The sequence below is a fragment of the Massilia sp. UYP32 genome (genome assembly GCF_050434365.1).
Classification (GTDB): Bacteria; Pseudomonadota; Gammaproteobacteria; order Burkholderiales; family Burkholderiaceae_D; genus Telluria; species Telluria timonae.
In genome coordinates, this window is record NZ_JBNDIK010000036.1 from 37,901 (window position 1) to 53,951 (window position 16,051).

The following is a 16,051-nucleotide window of genomic DNA, read 5'->3' on the forward strand; positions in this document are numbered from 1 at the left end:
CCACGCGGCGCAACCAACAGGAGAACAGCATGAACACCGCAGTTGCCACCACCCCCATCCAGAAAACGCGCGGCGTCGAGCGCATCATCAACGGCCAGTTCGTGATGGACGGCGCGGGCGTGAAGATCAACCGCGTGCTGACCGGTCCCCTGCAGCGCCGCCTGGATCCGTTCCTGATGCTCGACGCGTTCGGCAGCGACAAGCCGGGCGACTACATCGCCGGATTCCCGGAGCACCCGCACCGCGGCTTCGAGACCATCACCTACATGCTGGCCGGCCGCATGCGCCACCGCGACAGCGCCGGCAACGAAGGCATGATCACCGATGGCGGCGTGCAGTGGATGACGGCCGGCCGCGGCGTGATCCACTCCGAGATGCCGGAGCAGAACGAGGGCCTGATGGAAGGCTTCCAGCTGTGGCTGAACCTGCCCGCCAGCGACAAGATGATCGAACCCTGGTACCGCGACATCCCGCTCGAGGAAGTGCCGCGCTTTACGCTGGACGATGGCGTGACGGTGCAGGTGATCGCCGGCAGCACCCACGGCGTGACCGGGGCCGTGCAGCGCGCGCATACCGAGCCGCTCTACCTCGACCTGGAGATCCCGGCCGGCGTGACGTTCGAGCAGCCGATCCCGGCCGGCCACAATGCCTTCGTCTACATGTTCCGCGGTGAGGCCGTCATCGAGGGCAAGGGCGTCGGCCAGGCGCGCATGGCGATCCTCGACAATGCGCCCGGCGCCGACGGCGTACGCATCAAGGCCCTGGCGCCGACCCGGCTGCTGGTGCTGGCCGGACGGCCGCTGAACGAGCCGATCGCGCAGTATGGTCCGTTCGTGATGAATACCCAGGCCGAGCTGCAGCAGGCGGTCGAGGATTTCCGCGCCGGCAGGTTTGCGTGAACGACCGGCAGCAGGGCGCCCCCAACCGCCCTGCTGCCCCCTATGCGAGGTTCCCGGCCATGCGCTACACTCGCGGGATGACACAAGCGCAAGACATCTCGTAATGGCACTGCTGGACACCCTCGGCGACCTGTGGTCGCGCGCAAGCCGGGCCATGGGCCTGGAAAACGCCGACCGCTTCCCGCCCGGCCACGCCTATCCGCACACCCGCTGGAACAAGGCGTATTTCGACATCCCGTCCGACTACAAGGCCGACCGGATGGAGAGCATCGTCTGCGCCGCGATCGCCAACACGCCCTATGTGTTCGGCGAGATCCGCAATCCCACCCCGCGCATGCAGCGCGCGCTGCTGTCCATCATCGAATCGCGCCTGCGCCGCGCCGATGCGCCGGCCGACCTGGTGCACCTGTTGATCAAGGCTTATCGTCAGCCGCATACGCCGGACATCGTGCCGGGATTGCGCGCCGCGATCGCGGCCAACGCCCAGTACGACGCCAATATCCAGGCGCATGCGGTGCTGGCCTATCTGGGCGACGCGCCGGCCGGGTTCGGCGTTATCGAGGCGCAGGGCTGAGCCGCTCCTCGACATAGGCCAGCCATTTGTCGTCGGGGTTTGCCCGGCCCTCGATGGTCGCGACGTGCTCGTAACTGCGCGCAGTGACCGGATCCCCGACGAATATGAGATACCGTTCGCCGACGACGAACCAGGGTTCGATGCTGCAGAGGTGCATCCGGGCGTAGCGGCCGCCTCCGGCCTCCCAGAATTCCTCGCGGCTTTGGTCGGCTTCGGGTCCCGGGTCATGGAAGGCGGTCGGCGGCGAGACACCCATGAGCGTGAAAGTCGCGCGGTCCGCGCCGCGCCAGCGCTTCTCGACCACGAATTCGTACTCGACCGGGTATTGCGCCAGGTATCGTTCGTCGTCCCGATTCGCGGGGCCGCTATGCCCGGTCGCCGGATTCCAGCCCAGATAGGGCATCATCCAGGCCGGCGTGTCGCGTGGGCGATCTGGCGCGGCCCCGGGCCTGGGCGTCGCGCGCACCGCCATGACGAGCGAGACGTCGTTGGCGCGCGCGACCTGCTCGTGTGCGCTTGACCGCTGCGGCAGGAAACGGCAGGCCAGCGCCGGCTGGGCCGCGCCGGCAAGCAGCAGCAACCCAAGCAGCGCCCTGGTCTTCCGTCGCTTCATATGGCTCCTTTCGGATCGGCAGCGACACCGCATGTCGGCCTCGCTCCAGGGGATAGTATCACTTGCACTTTTACCGATAGAATGTCGCCACCTTTTTTCTCCGGCCTACGCTACCCATGACTTCCACCCGCCAGTACCAATTCAAATCCATCAACTACACCGGCCTTCAGGCCGGCCCGCGCGTCATCATCATGGGCGCGACCCACGGCAACGAGGTGTGCGGCACCAAGGCGATCCAGCGGGTCATGGAAGAAATCGACAGCGGCCTTCTTCACATCGCGGCAGGCAGCGTCACCTTCGTCCCGATCGTCAATCCGCTGGCCTACGCCCAGAACACCCGCAACGGCGACCGCAACCTGAACCGCGACCTGTTCCCGAAAGAGAAGCCGCTGGACTTCGAGGACCAGGTCGCCAACTGGCTGTGCCCCCTGCTCGGCCAGCACGACGTGCTGCTCGACCTGCATTCCTTCGCCGCCACCGGCGAGCCGTTCGTGATGGTCGGGCCGCTCGACAACGACGGCGCCCTGCAGCCGTTCCGCCACGCCGCCAAGGAACGCGCCTGGGCGCGCCGCCTGGGCGTGCGCCGCTTCGTCGACGGCTGGCTGGCGACCTATGGCGACGGCGTGCAGCGCCGCAGCCGCAGCGCCGATGAACTGGAAACCGTGCTGCGCTACGGCGTCGGCACCACCGAGTACATGCGCAGCACCGGCGGCTACGCGCTGACCCTGGAATGCGGGCAGCACGACGATCCGGCCGCGCCGGACGTCGCCTACCGCGCCATCATGAACACGCTGGCCCACCTGGGCTTGATCGCCGCCGCGGATCCGGAACCGGTCGCCTTCGACGAGATGGAAGCGCTGTCGATGGTCGTGGTGCACGACAAACTGCATGCGGACGACGCTTTTGTCCGCCCGTGGAAGAGTTTCGACCCGGTGAGCGAAGGCGAGCTGCTCGGCCACCGCGCCGACGGCACGCCGGTGGTGGCTGAATTCGGCGGGCGCATCCTGTTCCCGGCCGCCAACGCCGCCGCCAACACCGAGTGGTACTACCTCACCCGCCCGAACACGACTTTCGGCCGCGAGTAAGGCGTCGTCGCCACCTTCGATCGGGGATTTCGCACCGTCGCCAGCAAACATTTCTTGAATATCGTAAGATGACGATATTCGGATCGAAAGAACCCGATATAAGGAAACCCATGGATATCGACGCGATCCACAAGGCCCTGGCCAACCCGGTGCGGCGCCAGATCCTGCAGTGGCTCAAGGAGCCGCAGCAGCACTTCATCGAGCAGGAACATCCGCTCGAGATGGGTGTGTGCTGCAAGCTGATCGACCAGAAAACCGGACTGTCGCAATCGACGGTGTCGGCGCACCTGGCCACCCTGCAGCGCGCCGGGCTCGTGAACACGCGCCGCGTCGGGCAATGGATTTTCATCCAACGGAACGAGGAGGCGATCCAGGCCTTTCTCGCACAACTGAACGACGGACTTTAGGAATAACCCGATGACTACAATGTTTGACCCGATCAAGGTGGGCGCCCTCGAATGGCCGAACCGCATCGTCATGGCGCCGTTGACCCGCTCGCGCGCCGATGGCGGCGCACGCGTGCCGAATGCGCTGATGGCCGAATACTATGTGCAGCGCGCGTCGGCCGGGCTGATCCTGTCCGAAGCGACGTCGGTGACCCCGATGGGCGTCGGCTACGCCGATACGCCGGGCATCTGGTCCGACGAACAGGTCGAGGGCTGGAAGATCGTCACCGAGGCCGTGCACAAGGCCGGTGGCCGCATCTTCCTGCAGCTGTGGCACGTGGGCCGCATCTCCGATCCGTCCTTCCTGGACGGCGAGCTGCCGGTCGCGCCGTCGGCGATCCAGCCGGAAGGCCACGTGAGCCTGCTGCGTCCGAAGCGTCCCTACGTCACCCCGCGCGCGCTCGAACTCGATGAAATCGCCGGCATCGTCGCCGCCTACCGCAAGGGCGCCGAGAACGCCAAGAAGGCCGGTTTCGACGGCGTCGAAGTCCATGGCGCCAACGGCTACCTGCTCGACCAGTTCCTGCAGGATTCCACCAACAAGCGCACCGACGCCTATGGCGGCCCGATCGAGAACCGCGCGCGCCTGATGCTGGAAGTGACCGACGCCTGCATCGAGGTCTGGGGCGCCGACCGCGTCGGCATGCACCTGGCGCCGGCGCGCGATTCGCACGATATGGGCGACTCGACCCCGGCCGAGACTTTCGGCTACGTCGCGCGCGAGCTGGGCAAGCGCAAGATCGCCTTCATCTTCACCCGCGAAGGGCAAGGTCCGGACGCGCTGGGCCCGATGATCAAGAAGGAGTTCGGCGGCGTCTGGATCGCCAACCAGCAGCTGACCCGCGAACAGGCCGAGGAACTGATCGCCAGCGGCAGCGCCGACGCGGTGTCGTGGGGCCAGCTGTTCATCGCCAATCCGGACCTGCCGAAGCGCCTGCAACTGAAGGCGCCGCTCAACGAGCCGAACACCGACACCTTCTACCATCCGGGCGCGGTCGGCTATACCGACTACCCGACGCTGGAACAGGCCGCCTGATTTTTCGTTTTCGCCACCGCTTCGCTGCCCTGTCGCCGGCGAAGCGGCGGCGCCTCTTTCGACGGGACCTTCGCGGTCCCGTTTCTTCGTATTGACACCGGCATCGAATCCGCATGCCGAGAGTACGCAATCTCTCCAACAGGTGTCCAGCGTGGAACGTTAGTGCTATTCTTGCGCGATTGACATTTCGCGCACCCAGATGCGCCCACCCGAGAGAGGATATTCAGTGAACTTTCCCGCACACCGCGTGATGGCCGTTGCCATCGCTTCCGCCTTCGTCTTCGGCGGCGCCGTTCACGCCGCACCGGCACAACAAGCCCCGGCCCGCGCCGAAACCGCCTTCCTCTCGCAGGCCGATGCGTTCGCCCGTTCCGCGCGCATCGCGAACGTGGACTATGTGCTGGACTTTACCCTGACCGGCAAGGAAACCTTCGCCGGCACCACGACCGTCACCTTCGACCTCAAGGACACGCATTCCGCGGTCACCCTCGACCTCAACAAGGCCACCGTCAAGTCGGTCAGCGTCAACGGCAAGCCGGTCCAGGCGCGCTACAACAACTGGTTCATCACGATCGACCCGGCGCATCTGGCCAAGGGCCGCAACACCGTCACCGTCGCCTACGAGCGCCTGCACAGCACCAATGGCGAAGGCCTGCACCGCATGGTCGACCCGGCCGACGGCCGGGTGTACACGTATTCGCACTTCGAGCCGGTGGCGGCCCAGCAGATGTTCCCGCTGTTCGACCAGCCCGACCTGAAGGCCAGCTATACCGTCAGCGTCACCGCGCCGAAGGATTGGCACGTGGTCACCACCACCCGCGAGACCAGGATCGATGACGCCGGCGCCAACCGCCGCTGGAGCTTCAAGCAGACGAAGCGCCTGAGCCCCTACAACTTCTCGCTGCACGCCGGTCCTTACCAGGTCTGGGAAGACAATAGCGGCAAGTACCCGATGCGCCTGTTCGCGCGCCAGTCGCTGGCCAGGCAGGTGGTCCCGGCCGACTGGTTCCGCCAGACCAAGGCCGGCATGACCTTCTTCGAAGAGTATTTCGGCATCCCCTACCCGTTCGAGAAGTATGACCAGCTGATCGTGCCCGACTTCCTGTACGGCGCGATGGAAAACGCCGGCGCCATCACCTTCGCCGAAGCGCGCTACGGCGTGGCCAACATGACGGCCGACCAGAAGCAGTCGATGACCGAAGTGATCATGCACGAGATGGCGCACCAGTGGTTCGGCAACCTGGTCACCATGAAGTGGTGGAACGGCCTGTGGCTGAACGAAAGCTTCGCTTCCTTCATGGGCATCCTGGCCACCGCCGAGTCGACCGAGTTCAAGGATTCGTGGCAGAAGTTCTACCAGACCGGCAAGCAGCGCGCCTACATCCAGGACCAGACCGCGAGCACCCACCCGATCGAGGTGCCGGTGCCGTCGTCCGCCAACGCCTTCGACAATATCGACGCCATCACCTATTCGAAAGGGGGCGCCGCCCTCAAGCAGCTGCGCCACCTGCTGGGCGAGGAAGTGTTCCGCAAGGGCGTGCACAACTACCTGGTCAAGTATTCGTGGCAGAACGCCACCCTCGATGACTTCATCAATACGCTGGCCAGGACCGCCGGCCGCGACCTGTCAGGCTGGACCAGGGAATGGCTGTACCACGCCGGCGTGAACACGATCGCCGCCAATTACAGCTGCAGCAACGGCAAGATCAAGGACTTTACCCTTACCCAATCGGCGCCGAGCAAGGAGCTGCCGACCCTGCGCGAACAGCGCGTGCAGGTGGCCGCCTTCAAGATCGACGGCGGCAAGCTGTCCCTGGTCAAGAACGTGCCGGTGACCTACAAGGGCGCAAAGACTGCGGTCAAGGATCTGGACGGCGCGGCCTGCCCTGACCTCGTCTACCCGAACTACCAGGACTGGGGCTATGCGAAAGTCCAGCTGGACGCCCGCTCGTTCGATACCGCGCGCACGAAATTGTCGCAGGTCGATGATCCGCTGCTGCGCGCCATGCTGTGGCAAAGCCTGTGGGACAGCGTGCGCGACGCCCAGCTGCCGCTGAACGACTTCATCACCGTGGCCCTGAACAATGCGCCGCAAGAGAAGGACTACACCCTGCTCGGCGACGTGCTGGGCAAGGTCGTCCAGTCGAAGGCCTACCTCGACGCCATGCGCCTCGACAGCGCGTATGCGAAGCAGACCTATGCAGCCCTGGAGAAGATGGCCTGGGACGGCGTGCTGGCGCACAAGGCCGACGCCGACGTCCAGCGCCGCTGGTTCAATCTCTACGTGAGCGTGGCGTCGAGCCCCGAGGCGCTGGCGCGCCTGGCCGGCATCCTCGACGGCAAGGTCGACGCCGCCGGCCTGCAGCTCACCCAGGAAATGCGCTGGTCGATCATCGCCCACCTCAACCGCTACAATCACCCCGGCGCCGACGCGCTGGTCGCGGCGGAAAGCGCGCGCGACAAATCCGACGCCGGCCAGGTGGCGGCGGTGGCGGCCACCGCATCGCGTCCGGATCCGAAGGTCAAGGCAGAATGGGTCGGGAAGATCGAAGACCTCAAGACGCCGCTGCCGTTCTCGCGCATCCGCACGGCGATGGGCAGCGTGTTCCCGGCCGAACAGGGCCAGCTGAGCGAGCTCGAGGCCGATGCGCGCCTGGCACGCCTGCCGGCGATCGACAAGGCGGCCGGCCCGGTCTATATGCGCGCCTACGCCACCACCATGATCCCGACCGCGTGCACGCCGCACAGCGTGCAGCGCCTGAGCCGCGCCGCCGACGGGATGAAGGACCTGTCGGCGTTCACCCGCCGCTCGTTGCTGGACACCCTGCAGGACGAACAGCGCTGCGTGGCGATCAAGGCGGCGATGACGGCGCCGAAGTAAGCGCTCGATGCGCGCGGACGCCGGCCTGATGCCGCGCCGCGCGCCGGGTTGGCCGCTGGCGGCCACGCTCGGCGCGCACCTGCTGCTCGCATGGTGGTGGTTTGACGCCACCAGCGTGCGGGCGTTACCGTCCATCGTGCCGGCGCTGCGTGAAGTCCTCGTGGTGCCGGTGCTGGTGCCGCCGCCTGCCCCCGAATCCTCACCACCCGCTCCGATTCCCCGTTCCTCTGCTCGCTCGCCGGCACGCCCTTCGGTCGAAGCGCAGCCTGTCACGACCGCTCCTGCCATTGCCCCGTTAGCGGAGTCTGCCGCTGAAGCCTATCCCGACCCGCTGGCGCAGCCCGCGCCGCAAGACGATGCCGCATCCGAAGAAGCGACGCTGGCCGGCCGCGCCAGGCGTGCCGCCGGCAGCGCCGATCACGACCTACGCAAAGGCAAGCTGGCTCCACTCGAACCGACCGACACGCCATGGAAGCGCTTTGCCAGCGCCGTCGAGGGCGCCCGCAAGGACAGCTCACTCACGCAGACCTCGGAGAGCTACACATCCCCCGACGGCACCATCGTCTACCGCTTCCGCAAGAATGGTAAATATTACTGCCGCACGGGTGGCGGCGTGCGTCCGAGCATGTTCGGCGCCGAGGGCGGCGGCGCGGTCCTGTTCGACAAGCCCGGCGGCGGCGGTATCGCCGGCCTCGTGCCCTGTCCCTCCCAGGCCGAGTTCAAGCGCGACTGAACTCCGCTCGTCGGCGTCGACGGTGAAACGCACAGTTCCGCCACCCTGCGCCAGGCACCGTCGGCCCCGCACTCTGCCGGCGGATGTTCGCGCAGCAGCGCGCCCAGGTCGAGCGGCGCGCCCACACGCACCTTGACCCCGCGCGCGATCGGCACGCACAGCGCGTCATGCCAGGCCGCCGCATGGCCTTCGGGTGTTGGCAGTGGGCCGCGCAGCCTGACGGCGGCCTCCTCGCATGCGGCGCTGCTGGCGAACTCGCCGCGCAGGCTGCTGCTCGCCAGCGTGACGTCGAGGTTCTGTTGCAGGTACAGCAGCAGGATCATCGTGAACATATAATGCCCAGGTTCGCGGCCCCGGCCGCGCTTGCAGAGGACACACTTTGGACTGGGATTATCCGCAACCGTTCATCCTGCCGGTCATGCCGCAGGCCGGCGACATCGATGGCCTGAACCACACCAACAACGCCGTCTACGTGCGCTGGTGCGAACAGGCCGGCTGGGCCCATTCGGAAGGGCTGGGCCTGTCGCTGGACGACTACCGGCGCCTGGACCGCGCGATGGCGATCCGGCGCGGCGATTACGCGTACCTGCTGCCCACCGTGGAAGGCGAGGCGCTGAGCCTGGCCACCTGGCTGGTCGGCGGCGACGGCAAGCTGACGATGGAGCGCCGCTTCCAGCTGGTGCGCGACAGCGACGGCGCCACCGTGCTGCGCGGGCGCTGGGAACTGGTCTGCATCGAGATCGGCAGCGGCCGGCCGCGCCGCATGCCGGCCGCGTTCCTGGACACGTATATGCCGGTGGTGGTCGCTGCGCCGACCGCTTGATTTCGACGTCCCGCGGCGTGCGCGCATTGCGCATGCTCAAGGACGAGTTTGATCGATCCGGCATCCCCCTCGCATGGGCAGGCTCAGACTGGTTCCGTCACCTGCTCTAATGACGAGGACGCAATGCGCCGGATTTTGCCCGAGGTCTTGACCGCCGTTCGCCTGCTGATATACCCGCTCGTGCGCCGGCGCATGCAGCTGGGCGTGTTCTGGCTGCTGGCCTGCCCGCTGTTGGCGGGGCAATTGCTGGCCGGCTGCCGGCTGCGCGACGGCGGGCACGAAGAACTCGTGGTGCCCGAACTGGTGCGCACCCACCTCCATGTCGCGCCCAACGGCTCGGACAGCAATCCCGGCACCCGCGCCGAACCCTTCCGCACCCTCGCGCGCGCGGCCCAGGTGGTCACGCCGGGTACGACCGTGCACGTCGCGCCCGGCATCTATTCGGGCGGCGTGCGCACCACCACCAGCGGCACGCTCGAGGCGCGCATCATCTTCCAGAGCACCGAGCGCTGGGGCGCCAGGATCGTGCCGCCGCTCGACGCGCGCCAGAGCGCGGCCTGGGACAACCGCGGCAACTACGTCGACATCATCGGCTTCGAGATCGACGGCACCCAGTACCAGAGCGGCATGAAATGGCTGAGCGGCATCTACAACGGCGGCTCGCACAACGGCGTGCACGGCAACCGCATCCACCACATCGGCAACGACGTGCCGTGCGAGTCCAAGGGCGGCTCCGGCATCGGCATCGACAGCTATTACAAGGGCGTGGACGTGGTCGTGACCGGCAACCACGTGCACGACATCGGCCCGCCCGGCTGCCGCTACATGCACGGCATCTACGTCAGCACCACGGCCAGCGTGCGCGGCAACGTCGTCTACCGCGTGTCCGGCGCCGGCATCCATCTGTGGCACGACGCCAACCGCGTGACCGTGCGCGGCAATACCGTGGCGGCCTCCGGCACCGGCATCGTCGTCGGCGGCGGCGACTTTTATCACAGCAAGGGGCCGAACGACCACACCCACGTCAGCAACAACATCGTCTACGACAACAACAACGGCATCCTCGAACAAGGGGCGATCGGCCGCCACAACAGCTTCCGCAACAACCTCGTGTACCAGAATGCCGGCGACGACTGGAAGCTGTCGCCCGGCCGCGAGCATGTCGGCAGCATCAGCGCGCCGCCTCAGTTCGTCGAGTACAGCGCCAGCGGCACGCCGGACTTCCGCCTGCGCCCCGGGTCGCCGGCGATCGGACAGGGCTTGCCATCCGAATCGGCGCCGCCCGGCAGCGGCAATACCGGGGCGCGGCCGATGCGCAAGGCGGACATCGGGGCGCTGCCGGCGGCGCCGCCATCCTGAGGTTTACAAGACTTCGCGCACCCGCTCGAACGGCCGGCACAGGCGCACGCCGTTCGGCGTGACCACGAAGGGCCGCTCGATCAGGATCGGATGCGCGGCCATCGCATCGAGCAGCGCCGCATCCGTCACCTCCGGCCGGTCGAGGCCCAGCTCGGCGTACAGGGCTTCCTTGCGGCGCACCGCGTCGCGCGGCTGCAGGCCGGCATCCGCGATCAGGCGCGCCAGTTGCTCGCGGCCCGGTGGATTGGCCAGGTACTCGACCACTTGCGGTTCGTGGCCGGCCTCGCGGATGGCGGCCAGGGTGTTGCGCGAGGTCCCGCAGCGCGGGTTGTGATAAATCGTGATATCCATTGTCATTACACGTAGTGGCGGATTGTCATTGGCTTGTCGTTCAGACAGCGGCATGATAACCACAGCGCATACCCGGCACCAGCATTTTTGCTTGTCCCCCCTCTCCGCTCCGGCTAGAATCCCACGCTTCATTTTCTAGAGCGTAATCAAAAATTCCCGTAGCAACATGCCATTACGCCCAACCGGAGACCCGATGAACGATCACCTGCAGCGTCCCGAGGCACTGCCCACCCTGCGCCAGCGCACCGCGCTGCGCGTGCTGCAGCTGTTCGGCTGGAAGCTGTATTTCAAGCCACTGCCCGGTCCGCACGGCATCGTCGTGGTCTATCCGCACACCTCGAACTGGGACTTCCCGATCGGCCTGGTCGCCAAATGGGCGCTCGACCTGCCGTTTCGCTGGCTGGCCAAGGATTCGCTGTTCCGCGGCGCGATGGGTCGCCTGATGCGCTACTGGGGCGGGATCGCAGTGGACCGCAGTTCGCCGATGGGCGCCACGCGCCAGCTGGCCCAGAAGATGCTGAAGGAAGACTGGTGCTGGGTCGCCATCACCCCGGAGGGCACGCGCGGCTACCGTCCGCACTGGAAGAGCGGCTTCTATCACCTGGCGCGCACCGCCAACGTGCCGCTGCTGCTGGTCAGCTTCGATTACAAGAAGAAGGAGCTGCGCGTGACCGCCACGCTCGATCTCAGCGGCGACGTCGAAGCCGACATGGAAGCGATCCGCGGCGTCTACCGGGACGTCACCGCCCTCTATCCCGAGAACGCCGCGCCGATCCGGCTCGCCCCGCGCGACGACAACGAAGCGCAGCGCAAGCGCGCCTGAACTCAGGCGCCCGGCTGCGGCCGGCCCGCCGCGCTCGACCCCGCCAGCCTGTCCCAGGCATTCGCCGCGCTCAGGAACACCTGCCCGCTGAGCTGGCCCAGCAGGTCGCTGTCGCGCAGCCGGTCCATCACCGGCCCCTTCACTTCGGCCAGGTGCAGGGTCACGCCGCGCTGGCGCAGCGACGCGTTCAATTCGCCCAGGCCGAACAGGGCCGAGGTGTCGATCGCATTCACCGCCGACAGCACCAGCACCAGGTGGGTTGTAGAGGCACGCTGCGCCAGTTCCTCGTCGATGCGCTCGTTCACCGCGTCCACGTTGCCGAAGAACAGGCCGGCGTCGATCCGCAGCATCAACAGGCCGGGCGTGGTTTCGGCTGAATAACGGTCGACATTGCGGAAGTGTTCGGTGCCGTGGATGCGGCCCAGCACCGCGATGTGGGGCCGGCTGGCGCGCCAGATCAGCGCGCCCATCGACAGCGCCACGCCCACCAGCACGCCCGCCTCCACCCCCAGCACCAGCACGCCACCGGCGGTGGCCAGCAGCGCCAGCGCGTCGGCGCGGTCGTAGCGCCAGGCGGTGCGCAGGGTCGACCAGTCGAGCATGCCCAGCACCGCCACGATGATGGTCGCGGCCAGCGTCGGCAGCGGCAGCAGGGCCAGCCAGCCGGTGGGCGCCACCAGCGCCAGGGCCAGCAGGCCGGCCGTGATCATGCTCGCCAGCTGGGTATTGGCGCCGGCCGCGAAGTTCACCGCCGAGCGCGAGATGCTGCCGGTGACCGGAAAGCCGCCGGAGAGGGCGCTGCCGACGTTGGCCGCGCCCAGACCGACCAGCTCGCGGTTGCTGGCCAGCTTCTCGCCGCCGCGCTTGAGCGCCAGCGCCTGCGCGCCGGACATGCTGATCAAAAACACCATGAAGCCGATCAAGAGCGCCGGCTGCAGCAAGGCCTGCCAGTGGCCGCTCGAGGTGGCCAGGTTCAGGCCCGGCAAGCCGGCCGGCACCGCGCCGACGGTGGCCACGCCCAGCGCCTCAAGGCCCAGCAGCGGCACCAGCGCGGTCGCGCCCAGCACCACGAACATCGGCGCCAGCTTGGCCGCGATGTCGGCCACGACGGGCTTGACGCGCAGCCGGCGCAGCAGCGGCGCCAGCCACTCGCGCGCCATCACCAGCAAGGCCAGGGAGCCCAAGCCCAGCGCGATGCTGGGCCAGCGCGCATACCAGTCCCGGGTCGCGTCCAGCGTGAGCGGGCCGCCGACCAGGGTGCGCAGCTGGCCCCAGGCGATGACGATCGCCGAGCCGATGGTGAAGCCGCTCATCACCGGGCGCGAAAAGAAATTGGCGAGAAAGCCGATGCGCAGCAGGCCGCAGGCCAGCAGGACCAGGCCCGACATCAGCGCCAGCTGGGCCGCCAGCACGCCATACAGGCCGGTGCCGGGCGTGGCCAGCGGCGCGAGCGTCGACGCCGTCATCAGCGACACGATGGCCATCGGCCCCACCGACTGGGTGCTGCTGGTCCCGAACAGCGCGTACAGCAGCGGCGGGAAGATGCTGGCGTAGATCCCGACCACCGGCGGCAGTCCGGCCACCAGCGCATAGGCCATGCCCTGCGGGATCATCATCATCGCCACCACGATGCCGGCGCTGATGTCGCCCGGCAGCGCGGCGCGCCGGTACTCGCGCAGCCACTGAAGCATGGATTACCCTGGGAGGTCTTGCCTGTTTGAAAGGCCGCTAGCGTAGCATAAATACCGCATATCGATATTCGGTTTGTGATCGTCCGGTCGCCGCGATGGGCGCGACACCGGCCGCACGCCCTCAGGACATCGCCAGTTCCACGCAGTTGCGCCCGGCCCGCTTGGCGCGCGCCAGTGCGGCATTGGCCCGCACCGCGAGCGAGTCGCCGCTCTCGCTCTCGCCCAGCTGGGCCACCCCCAGGCTGATGGTCACGTGGTCGCAGCCCGGGATCTCGACCTGTTCGATGGCGGCGCGCAGCTTCTCGGCCATCCTGAGGCCGTCGATCGCGCTGGTATGCGGCGCGATCACCAGGAATTCTTCTCCGCCCGCGCGCACCAGCACGTCGCTGGCGCGCAGCAGCGCGCGCGCGGTGTCGGCCACGGTGCGCAGCACGATGTCGCCGACCGGATGCCCGAAGCTGTCGTTGACCTGGCTGAAGCGGTCGATATCGAAACTCACCAGCGCCAGCGGCAGGCGGTAACGGCGGGCGCGCTTGATCTCCTGCTCGAGCAGGTGTTCGCCGTGGCGGCGGTTGGCGACCTCGGTCAGGGCGTCGGTCGTGGCCAGGTGGGTCACGCGCGCCAGCAGGGCCTCGTTCTCGCGCGTGACCTCGGCCATGCGCAGGCCATGCGCGGCCAGCTGGGCCAGGTCGTCCAGCGCCTGCAGCTGCGCGCGCGAAAAGGCGCGCGCATGGTCGAACATCAGGCACAGCGAGCCACGCGGGCCGCCCGGGCCCGGGCCCGGGATCGGCAGGCCGACCGCCATGCGCACGCCGAAGCCCTCCAGGCTGGCCGCCAGTTCGGGCTCGCCCGCCTTTTCCGGCGCGTCGAGCAGGGTGAACTCGCCGCTGGCGGCGGCCAGCAGGCCGGGAAAGGCGTGGCGCAGCGGCGACTGCAGCAGGCGGCCCTCGACCTCGAGCAGCGCCATCAGGTGCAGGCCGGCCACACCCTGCTCGGCTTCCAGGTGCAGGTCGCCGTCGCGGTGCTGGAACAGCGCCGCATGCACCAGGCCCGGCCAGCCCGACAAGGCCGCGCACAGGCGCTCGGCGAAGCGCACGCTGTCGTCGGCGTGGTCCAGCGCCTCCTGGCTGGCGCCGCGCAGCGCCAGCAGCGTTTGCAGCGCTTCCTCGGCCGGGCTCGGGGCCGGCGCGCGCGCGAAGCCGGCGCGCAGGCGCGCGTCCAGCAGCGCGCGCGTCTGCTGCGCGCGCAGCGGGCCGATCGCATAGTCGATCGGGCCGAAGGCCATCAGCGCCGGCAGCCAGCGCGCGTTGGTGAAGGGGCACAGCACCAGGATCGGCTTGCCGGCCCGTTCGGCCACCAGGGCGCCCAGGGCCGCCAGGTCGATGCCCAGCTCGCAGCGTTCGAGGTCCAGCACCACGAGGTCGGCCGGCTCGCGTTCCAGCAGGCCGCGCGCCTGGGTCGCGCCGGAGGCCACCCGCAACTGCGCGAAGACCCCGGCGCAGGCGCTCTGGAAATCGGCGCGGCGCTGGCCCACCGGGTTCACGAACAGGCAGCTGTAGTCGATGTTCACTTCATCGGCGCGCGCGCCCTCTTCTCCCATTCTCATCCTCCAAAACGTTTCCTGGCATTACCGATTCGACATGTTTGCCTCGCGAGTGTGCCATAACCGCGGCGCTGTGTGTGGAACCGCACCGTCGCGCCGCGCCGCGCGTCCAATACTCTCCAGATCGAACGTACATTCATGGGAGAAGCACGATGGGACAGCAGGACGACGTGGCAAACAAGCAGAAGGCCATCCAGAACCGCCAGGACCAGATCGATGGCAGCATGCAGAAGGCCGAGAGCCGCGACGAGGCGGTGCAGACCGGCGTGCGCCAGCCCGAGACGCCAATGCCCGCCCAGCACCTGGCCAAGCCCGGCATCGAGGCGCAGATGGAACTCAAGCCGAAGTTCATGGCCGAGGGCTACAAGGGCAGCGGCAAGCTGGAAGGCATGAGCGCCATCGTGACCGGCGCCGACTCCGGCATCGGCCGTGCGGTCGCGGTGCTGTTCGCGCGCGAAGGCGCCGACGTGGCCGTGATGTACCTGAACGAACACGAAGACGCCGAGGAAACCAGGCGCTGCGTCGAGGCCGAGGGCCGCCGCTGCGTGACCATCTCGGGCGACGTCAAGGACGCCGCCTTCTGCAACGAGGCAGTGGAAAAAGTCGTGGCCGAATTCGGCCGCCTGGACGTGCTGGTGAATAACGCCGCCTTCCAGGAACATGCGAATTCGCTGCTCGACATCACCGAAGAGCGGCTCGACGAGACCTTCCGCACCAATATCTACGGTTACTTCCACATGGCGAAGGCATGCCTGCCGCATCTCAAGCAGGGCGCGTCCATCATCAACACCGGCTCGGTGACCGGCCTGCAGGGGTCGAAGAAGCTGCTCGACTATTCGGCCACCAAGGGCGCGATCCACGCCTTCACGATGTCGCTCGCCTCGAGCCTGATCGAACAGGGCATCCGCGTCAATGCGGTGGCGCCGGGCCCGGTCTGGACTCCGCTGAACCCGGCCGACCAGCCGCCCGAGCAGCTGAAGGAATTCGGCGCCCAGACCGACTACAAACGCCCGGCCCAGCCGGAAGAACTGTCGCCGGCCTATGTGTTCCTGGCCTCGCCAGTGTGCTCGGGCTACATCACCGGCATCGTGCTGCCGATCACCGGTTCGGTCGGCTGACCGGCCGGCCTGCGAA

The 16,051-nt window shown here is 67.8% G+C and carries 14 protein-coding genes and 1 pseudogene; 11 read left to right on the forward strand and 4 right to left on the reverse strand.

Going from position 1 to position 16,051, the window contains the following annotated elements:
* Positions 1 to 29: 29 nt before the first annotated feature.
* Together ABIB42_RS23760 and ABIB42_RS23765 are read left to right on the forward strand one after the other, a co-directional pair.
* On the forward strand, positions 30 to 899 hold the full coding sequence (locus ABIB42_RS23760) for a pirin family protein (RefSeq protein ID WP_429249093.1): 870 nt from the start codon (positions 30 to 32) through the stop codon (positions 897 to 899).
* A gap of 103 nt (positions 900 to 1,002) precedes the next feature.
* The gene (locus ABIB42_RS23765; RefSeq protein ID WP_005670010.1) at positions 1,003 to 1,473 is read left to right on the forward strand and encodes a hypothetical protein; all 471 of its coding nucleotides are present in this window, start codon (positions 1,003 to 1,005) and stop codon (positions 1,471 to 1,473) included.
* Here the strand turns inward: ABIB42_RS23765 and ABIB42_RS23770 are convergent.
* Entirely contained in the window at positions 1,454 to 2,086 is a 633-nt protein-coding gene (locus tag ABIB42_RS23770) for a hypothetical protein (protein ID WP_429249094.1), read from the reverse strand. The two genes, ABIB42_RS23765 and ABIB42_RS23770, sit on opposite strands and share 20 nt — an antisense overlap.
* A 116-nt stretch (positions 2,087 to 2,202) precedes the next feature.
* Here ABIB42_RS23770 and ABIB42_RS23775 point away from each other — a divergent pair, with 116 nt between their 5' ends.
* From ABIB42_RS23775 to ABIB42_RS23805, 7 genes are all read left to right on the forward strand, one after another.
* Positions 2,203 to 3,171 (forward strand): succinylglutamate desuccinylase/aspartoacylase family protein, encoded by a 969-nt coding sequence (locus ABIB42_RS23775; protein ID WP_429249095.1) that lies wholly within the window; start codon positions 2,203 to 2,205, stop codon positions 3,169 to 3,171.
* Positions 3,172 to 3,281: 110 nt separating this feature from the next.
* Positions 3,282 to 3,578 (forward strand): ArsR/SmtB family transcription factor, encoded by a 297-nt coding sequence (locus ABIB42_RS23780; RefSeq protein WP_005670005.1) that lies wholly within the window; start codon positions 3,282 to 3,284, stop codon positions 3,576 to 3,578.
* 10 nt (positions 3,579 to 3,588) lie between these two features.
* Positions 3,589 to 4,653, forward strand: coding sequence for an alkene reductase (locus ABIB42_RS23785; RefSeq protein ID WP_005670003.1), 1,065 nt, complete (start codon positions 3,589 to 3,591; stop codon positions 4,651 to 4,653).
* Positions 4,654 to 4,879: 226 nt separating this feature from the next.
* A complete protein-coding gene (pepN, locus tag ABIB42_RS23790; RefSeq protein WP_229520403.1) occupies positions 4,880 to 7,534 on the forward strand; it encodes an aminopeptidase N in 2,655 nt (884 codons plus the stop codon).
* A gap of 7 nt (positions 7,535 to 7,541) precedes the next feature.
* A complete protein-coding gene (locus tag ABIB42_RS23795; RefSeq protein WP_219863747.1) occupies positions 7,542 to 8,267 on the forward strand; it encodes a hypothetical protein in 726 nt (241 codons plus the stop codon).
* Between the two features lie 379 nt (positions 8,268 to 8,646).
* Positions 8,647 to 9,090 (forward strand): acyl-CoA thioesterase, encoded by a 444-nt coding sequence (locus ABIB42_RS23800; RefSeq protein ID WP_005669997.1) that lies wholly within the window; start codon positions 8,647 to 8,649, stop codon positions 9,088 to 9,090.
* A 123-nt stretch (positions 9,091 to 9,213) separates the two neighbouring features.
* Positions 9,214 to 10,449, forward strand: a complete 1,236-nt coding sequence (locus ABIB42_RS23805) for a DUF1565 domain-containing protein (RefSeq protein ID WP_005669995.1) — start codon at positions 9,214 to 9,216, stop codon at positions 10,447 to 10,449.
* A gap of 6 nt (positions 10,450 to 10,455) precedes the next feature.
* On the opposite strand, the pseudogene arsC reads toward ABIB42_RS23805, so the two are convergent.
* A pseudogene (arsC, locus tag ABIB42_RS23810) lies at positions 10,456 to 10,800 on the reverse strand (arsenate reductase (glutaredoxin)); the annotation flags it as partial.
* A gap of 193 nt (positions 10,801 to 10,993) precedes the next feature.
* Here arsC and ABIB42_RS23815 point away from each other — a divergent pair.
* Positions 10,994 to 11,623 (forward strand): 1-acyl-sn-glycerol-3-phosphate acyltransferase, encoded by a 630-nt coding sequence (locus tag ABIB42_RS23815; RefSeq protein WP_005669992.1) that lies wholly within the window; start codon positions 10,994 to 10,996, stop codon positions 11,621 to 11,623.
* 2 nt (positions 11,624 to 11,625) lie between these two features.
* On the opposite strand, the gene ABIB42_RS23820 is transcribed toward ABIB42_RS23815, so the two are convergent.
* Both ABIB42_RS23820 and ABIB42_RS23825 read right to left on the reverse strand, forming a co-directional pair.
* Positions 11,626 to 13,314, reverse strand: coding sequence for a SulP family inorganic anion transporter (locus tag ABIB42_RS23820; protein ID WP_005669990.1), 1,689 nt, complete (start codon positions 13,312 to 13,314; stop codon positions 11,626 to 11,628).
* Between the two features lie 121 nt (positions 13,315 to 13,435).
* Positions 13,436 to 14,914 (reverse strand): GGDEF domain-containing protein, encoded by a 1,479-nt coding sequence (locus ABIB42_RS23825; protein ID WP_005669989.1) that lies wholly within the window; start codon positions 14,912 to 14,914, stop codon positions 13,436 to 13,438.
* A gap of 155 nt (positions 14,915 to 15,069) precedes the next feature.
* On the opposite strand from ABIB42_RS23825, the gene ABIB42_RS23830 reads away from it, so the two are divergent.
* A complete protein-coding gene (locus ABIB42_RS23830) occupies positions 15,070 to 16,035 on the forward strand; it encodes an SDR family oxidoreductase (RefSeq protein ID WP_005669987.1) in 966 nt (321 codons plus the stop codon).
* Positions 16,036 to 16,051 lie beyond the last annotated feature (16 nt).

Coding starts and splice junctions, on each gene's coding strand:
- ABIB42_RS23770 (WP_429249094.1), bottom strand. CDS start 2,086: ATGAAGCGACGGAAGACCAGGGCGCTGCTTGGGTTGCTGCTGCTTGCC.
- ABIB42_RS23765 (WP_005670010.1), top strand. CDS start 1,003: ATGGCACTGCTGGACACCCTCGGCGACCTGTGGTCGCGCGCAAGCCGG.
- ABIB42_RS23805 (WP_005669995.1), top strand. CDS start 9,214: ATGCGCCGGATTTTGCCCGAGGTCTTGACCGCCGTTCGCCTGCTGATA.
- ABIB42_RS23825 (WP_005669989.1), bottom strand. CDS start 14,914: ATGGGAGAAGAGGGCGCGCGCGCCGATGAAGTGAACATCGACTACAGC.
- ABIB42_RS23830 (WP_005669987.1), top strand. CDS start 15,070: ATGGGACAGCAGGACGACGTGGCAAACAAGCAGAAGGCCATCCAGAAC.
- ABIB42_RS23820 (WP_005669990.1), bottom strand. CDS start 13,314: ATGCTTCAGTGGCTGCGCGAGTACCGGCGCGCCGCGCTGCCGGGCGAC.
- ABIB42_RS23785 (WP_005670003.1), top strand. CDS start 3,589: ATGACTACAATGTTTGACCCGATCAAGGTGGGCGCCCTCGAATGGCCG.
- ABIB42_RS23815 (WP_005669992.1), top strand. CDS start 10,994: ATGAACGATCACCTGCAGCGTCCCGAGGCACTGCCCACCCTGCGCCAG.
- ABIB42_RS23780 (WP_005670005.1), top strand. CDS start 3,282: ATGGATATCGACGCGATCCACAAGGCCCTGGCCAACCCGGTGCGGCGC.
- ABIB42_RS23760 (WP_429249093.1), top strand. CDS start 30: ATGAACACCGCAGTTGCCACCACCCCCATCCAGAAAACGCGCGGCGTC.
- ABIB42_RS23795 (WP_219863747.1), top strand. CDS start 7,542: ATGCGCGCGGACGCCGGCCTGATGCCGCGCCGCGCGCCGGGTTGGCCG.
- ABIB42_RS23775 (WP_429249095.1), top strand. CDS start 2,203: ATGACTTCCACCCGCCAGTACCAATTCAAATCCATCAACTACACCGGC.